Source organism: Myxacorys chilensis, assembly GCF_059505265.1.
This window is the reverse complement of record NZ_JCACKG010000158.1, coordinates 1-5,356: the sequence shown is the minus strand read 5'-3', so window position 1 is coordinate 5,356 and position 5,356 is coordinate 1. Positions and strand designations below refer to the sequence as shown.

5 protein-coding genes and 4 pseudogenes are annotated in these 5,356 nt (G+C 46.3%); 8 read left to right on the top strand and 1 reads right to left on the bottom strand.

What is annotated here, in order from left to right:
* Positions 1-54 precede the first annotated feature (54 nt).
* From AC5JLB_RS12395 to AC5JLB_RS12360, 8 genes and pseudogenes are all read left to right on the top strand, one after another.
* A pseudogene (locus tag AC5JLB_RS12395) lies at positions 55-189 on the top strand (transposase); the annotation flags it as partial.
* 130 nt (positions 190-319) lie between these two features.
* Positions 320-1,036 (top strand): SDR family oxidoreductase, encoded by a 717-nt coding sequence (locus AC5JLB_RS12390; RefSeq protein WP_495874134.1) that lies wholly within the window; start codon positions 320-322, stop codon positions 1,034-1,036.
* A gap of 25 nt (positions 1,037-1,061) precedes the next feature.
* Positions 1,062-1,856, top strand: a complete 795-nt coding sequence (locus AC5JLB_RS12385; RefSeq protein ID WP_495874133.1) for an SDR family NAD(P)-dependent oxidoreductase — start codon at positions 1,062-1,064, stop codon at positions 1,854-1,856.
* A gap of 20 nt (positions 1,857-1,876) precedes the next feature.
* Positions 1,877-2,056: a glycogen debranching N-terminal domain-containing protein gene (locus tag AC5JLB_RS12380; RefSeq protein WP_495874132.1), complete on the top strand. Its 180-nt coding sequence runs from the start codon at positions 1,877-1,879 to the stop codon at positions 2,054-2,056.
* 120 nt (positions 2,057-2,176) lie between these two features.
* Positions 2,177-2,323: pseudogene (locus AC5JLB_RS12375) on the top strand (IS256 family transposase); the annotation flags it as partial.
* Positions 2,324-2,390: 67 nt separating this feature from the next.
* Positions 2,391-3,176, top strand: coding sequence for a PDDEXK nuclease domain-containing protein (locus AC5JLB_RS12370; RefSeq protein ID WP_495874131.1), 786 nt, complete (start codon positions 2,391-2,393; stop codon positions 3,174-3,176).
* Positions 3,177-3,312: 136 nt separating this feature from the next.
* Positions 3,313-3,828, top strand: coding sequence for a metallophosphoesterase family protein (locus tag AC5JLB_RS12365; protein ID WP_495874130.1), 516 nt, complete (start codon positions 3,313-3,315; stop codon positions 3,826-3,828).
* A 100-nt stretch (positions 3,829-3,928) separates the two neighbouring features.
* Positions 3,929-4,665: pseudogene (locus AC5JLB_RS12360) on the top strand (IS6 family transposase).
* 55 nt (positions 4,666-4,720) lie between these two features.
* Here the strand turns inward: AC5JLB_RS12360 and AC5JLB_RS12355 are convergent.
* Positions 4,721-5,199: pseudogene (locus tag AC5JLB_RS12355) on the bottom strand (ISKra4 family transposase); the annotation flags it as partial.
* Between the last annotated feature and the right edge of the window lie 157 nt (positions 5,200-5,356).

The window sequence follows — 5,356 nt, the reverse complement described above, 5'->3', positions numbered from 1 at the left end:
AAAAGGAGAAGAAATTTGATTCAATAAAGCGGTCTTTGTAATTGACACCAGACAGTGGTGGAGCGGACCTTTGGTTGGCTGATGGGCTGTCGTCGATTAGTCCGGGACTATGAGCTGTTACCCGAAACCTCAGAGACCTTTATCTACCTTGCCCTGATCCGTATCATGCTCAAACGTTTGGCAGCATAATTCACCTTCCCAAAGCTTTTCAAACGTCCTCTTAAGATAACTATCTTCACTGGAGTAATTGATTTTGAAAATGCACACTGCTCTTAAGTCACCCAAAAATCAATCAGAAATTCAAAGGAGAAGCACAGTTATGTCACTTTCGGGGAAGAAAGTTGTCATTATCGGAGCAAGTTCTGGGATGGGTTTAGCCATTGCCAAAACCGCAGCAGAGGCAGGCGCTAAGGTAACATTAGTCGGGCGAAATTCTGCATCTCTTGAAAAAGCCGCAGCAGACGTGGGATATGATTCATATGCGATCGCCGCAGACATTGCACATGAGCGTGCAATTGCTAATCTATTCGAGCAAGTGAGTATGTTGGATCACCTCGTCACAACTGCCGCTAATTTAGCCTATGCACCAATTCAAGAGTTTGACAGCACAGCCGCTCAAGCTATTATTGCTAGCAAAATTCTCGGACCATTTTACGCCGTCAAACACGCGGCTCCCCGCTTGAGTAAAGAGGGTTCCATCACGTTCTTCTCTGGAGTGGCTGCTTGGAAGCCGATGCCGGGTGCATCAATGGTGGCAGCGGCGAACGGAGCTTTGGCAGCATTTGCCCGCTCTCTAGCGGTTGAACTTGCTCCCGTTCGCGTCAACGTCGTTTCACCAGGAGTCGTGGAAACACCATCTTGGAATGATATGCCAGAGGAAGAGCGCAAGGCACTGTTTGAGAACCTGGGTAAACAGTTACCAACCCGGCGCATCGGTCAACCGCATGATTTAGCAGATGCCGTTTTGTTTTTGATGCAAAACGGTTACACCACGGGAACAGTGCTGCATGTAGATGGTGGACATCGTTTGATTTGATCTCAATTGAAGGAACAAACTCCAGATGGAACTTAAACTGGTAAATCATACGGCTTTGGTCAGCGGTTCTACAGCGGGTATTGGATTGGCGATCGCGACTGCCCTCGCCCGAGAAGGCGCAATGGTCATTATTAATGGACGCACAACGGAACGAGTGAACAATGCGATCGCTCACATTAAACAAACTGTGACGAACGCCAAACTTCAAGGTGTGGTTGCAGATCTCGGAACCCAGGCAGGTGCTTCAGAATTGTTTGAGCGAGTTCCAGAGGTGGATATTCTGGTCAACAACTTAGGAATTTTCGCCTCTAAAGCTTTTGAAGAAATCTCCGATAGCGAGTGGATGAAATTTCTAGAAGTGAATCTCATTAGCGGAGTGCGGCTCTCGCGACATTATTTACCGTTGATGCTAAAGAAGAACTGGGGACGCATTATTTTCATTTCCAGTGAGTCTGCCCTAAATATTCCATCGGAAATGCTTCACTACGGTGTCACAAAAACGGCACAACTCGCACTTGCCCGTGGTTTGGCAGAAACCACCGTTGGCACCAGTGTTACCGTCAACGCAGTGCTTCCGGGTCCTACTCGATCGGAAGGTGTCGAAGGCTTTATTCAAGGATTGGCAAAAGACCAATCCATTACACCCGAACAGGTAGAGAAAGAGTTCTTCGAGAATATCCGTCCATCTTCGCTGATCAAACGGTTCGCGATACCGGAAGAAGTAGCGGCACTGGTTGCATTTGTCGCTAGCCCATTATCGTCTGCGATTAATGGTGCATCTCTGCGGGTTGATGGCGGTGTCGTGCGATCGATTATATAAATTCATTGGAGGCATAAAGGATGCCCGCGAAAGTCACCGTCAATTCAGGGCAAATCGTGATCAATGATGGCTCGTCATTTCTCGTCACCGCTTCTGATTCTGATGGCTCGATCAACGATAACTTGGCTCAAGGCTTTTTCGTTCGCGATACACGTCTGATTTCATACTACGAAGTCTCACTCAATCGTCAACCGCTCTAGCTCCTGGCATCAAGTCCACTGCAACATCACAGGAGCTATGCTTTGATCTGGTGTATGGAAAATAAGGAGAAAAAAGGCGTATCCTGCTGAAAGACAAAAAACATCGACGGGAGATACATCATGAACAACGATAACTTGATTGAATTCAAAACGCCAGAGTCAACAGAAACGTTTACAGATGTGTTAACAGAGTTAGTGCGGAGTGGCGCACAGCAAATTATTGCTCAAGCTGTGGAAGCAGAATTGCAGAGTTTTCTCAGCCAGTACCCAACTCGCTGATCTCTCTGAAACTTCTGCATTTGAATTTCCCTCGCTTGAAGCCCGCATTCCTGAAATGAATGCTCTTCCTTGGCAGGATGAAGCCTACTACGCCCGCTTGTTTCGGACTATTGCCTGGTCACACCTAATGGAGCTTTGCCGCATTGATGATTCGCTAAAGCGAGCATTTTATGAGTTGGAATGCTTGAAGAGTAGCTGGTCACTTCGTGAATTGAAGCATCAGATCAGCAGTATGCTGTACGAGCGGATTGGACTTTCTAAAGACAAAGCTGCGGTAATGGCATTGACCGAAGAGGGGCGTTTAATTGACAGCCCCTCAACGATTTTGCGAGATCCCTATGTTCTAGAATTTTTAGGACTCAAAGAACGCGCAGCTTATAATGAATCTGACTTAGAGCAAGCCCTAATCGATCACTTACAACAGTTTCTCCACGAGTTAGGGCGCGATTTTTGCTTTATCGAACGGCAATTTCGAGTTACGGTTGCCAATCGCCATTATTTTCTAGACTTATTATTCTACCATCGACGATTGCGGTGTTTAGTTGCGATCGATCTCAAACTTGGTGAGTTCCAACCCGGTTACGCTGGACAGATGAATCTGTATCTCAATTACCTCAAACAAGAGGTCGCTTTCCCTGATGAAAACCCGCCCGTTGGAATTCTGCTGTGTTCAGAAAAGGATGCAGAGGAGGTGCATTATGCAACAGCGGGAATGGATAGCCAGTTATTTGTGTCGCGCTATCTTGTTGCTTTACCGTCTGAAGAACAGCTTAAGCAGTGGTTGCGTGAGGAGCAAGATCGTCTTCAAACCGAGCAAGAACGGAATACAGGGATCTCATGATAGGAATTGTTGGGTCATCAGCATCCTTCAAATAAATGTGCCTTGAGTACGAATTGCTGCTCTAACTTCAGAGCTACAATAGCGATCGCGTTAGTCAATAATGCTAAACAAAGTCAGACTATATCGATTTTTCAGCATGGTGAGTCGCAAACAGCAACAACAAATCGGAACTCAAATTGGCGTGATTTCTGACACGCATGGTCTATTACGCCCAGAAGCGATCCAGGCGCTCAAAGGATCTGACCTGATTCTTCATGCAGGAGACATTGGTAAGCCAGAAATTCTAGAAGAACTCAGCCTCATTGCTCCAGTCGTTGCAGTACGAGGAAACAACGACACAGGAGCATGGGCACGAACGATTCCAGAATCAGAAACATTTGCGATCAAGAATGTCTCAATTCACCTTTTACACATCATTAAGGATCTAGATCTTGACCCAAAAACAGCAGGTATTCAAGTCGTAATCAGCGGACATTCTCATAAACCTATCATTGAGGAACGTGAAGACGTACTTTTTCTAAACCCAGGTAGTGCAGGACCAAGACGGTTTAAGCTGCCCATCTCCATTGCTTGTTTGTACGTCAAGAATATGAGTGTTCAAGCCCAACTAATTGATTTATCAAACAATGACTCATCTCCAAGTTTGACTTGATCTCGATCGAGCATCAGAATGAAAAGGCTCACCGAAATCGATGGTTGTGTCGCAAAAATGGTAAGGTGTGGAAGCTCAATTTTCTCTAGCCTTGTTTCAAATGACGACTGATTCCCTGTTCAAATGGCGGCACTTTTTGCCTGAAATCATCTTGCTGAATGTGCGCTGGTATTGTCGTTATTCCCTCAGCTATCGAGACTTGGAGGAAATGATGGCGGAGCGAGGCGTCGAAGTGGTGTCCTACGGAGCTTCGCGAAGCGAACACATTCTACAATCAATCGCTGGGTGTTGAGCTACGCCCCAGAAATAGACAAACGCATTCGTCCGTTTCTGAATCCGACGAATGACTCGTGGAGAGTGGACGAAACGTACATCGAAGTGAAAGGCGAGTGGAAATACTTGTACCGAGCCGTGGATTCGGCGGGCAACCCGTTGGACTTTATGCTGAGTGCGAAGCGGGATGGCAAGGCGGCGGCACGCTTTTTTCGTAAAGTGTTGGGAGCGAAACACACTCAAACTCCCCGAGTGATCACGGTGGATAAAAACGCGGCTTATCCAGTTGCTGTAGAAGAGTTGAAGCAAGACAAAACATTGAAAGCTGGAACTGAATTACGACAGAGCAAGTACTTGAACAACATGATCGAGCAAGACCATCGGAACGTGAAGCGGATTGTGAAGCCGATGATGGGATTTCAGTCGTTCAGTACAGCGAGAAGGACATTGCGAGGAATTAAAGCCATGAATATGGTTCGCAAAGGACAAGTGAAAGAAATTAGTCAAGGGGATAATGTATCTCAAGCAAAATTTATCAATGAACTCTTTGGGGTGAATGCTTAAAACAATACAAACGAGACTGATTCGTTTGTTACTTTAAAATCTTTGCGACACAACCAACTTTACCGCCATCAATACTGATTTCCTCAACCGCTTCATCCACCATTGGTAATTCGAAGGTTTGCCGGTGTACTAAGCGTTGTTGGGTTCCTCGGGATACAGCCATTCCAGTCAGAATAGGAATATCTTGGGCGCAGCGTTCGTAGGAGACATTGGCACTCACCAGGAGGCAGCATTTTTCTAGGTAAGGACTTAATTGGGTTCGGGCTTTGACTTGGAGGACTTTCGCTTGCTTTTCGCTGAGATTGATGTTCCCAAGAATGCTTTTGAGTTGCCGATGTCGCCCACTGGTTGTCTCACTTGCTGTTGCGATAAAAAATGAGCGATTTCTGGACTGGCATGCTCCAGGATATGTCCGCGCACAGCAGTTTCAATGCCTTCTAATGTGGTCAATTGTTCGGGTGTGGTTTCGTCATACAGTAACGCGGCAATCGCACGAGCATGGGCTTGAATTTGTTGGAGTTTATCGGCATCCATGAGCAGTATCCTGAAGGATTCAGTTGAGTACCTCTAGCATAGTGAAGCGAATTCAACTGATTTGTTAAGTATTTCTACTTGCTACATAACTGGGATGCACCCATCGTTGCCTTGCTTGACAATCTGGTGCAGCGTTTTTTTGGCAGTGCAGCGCATC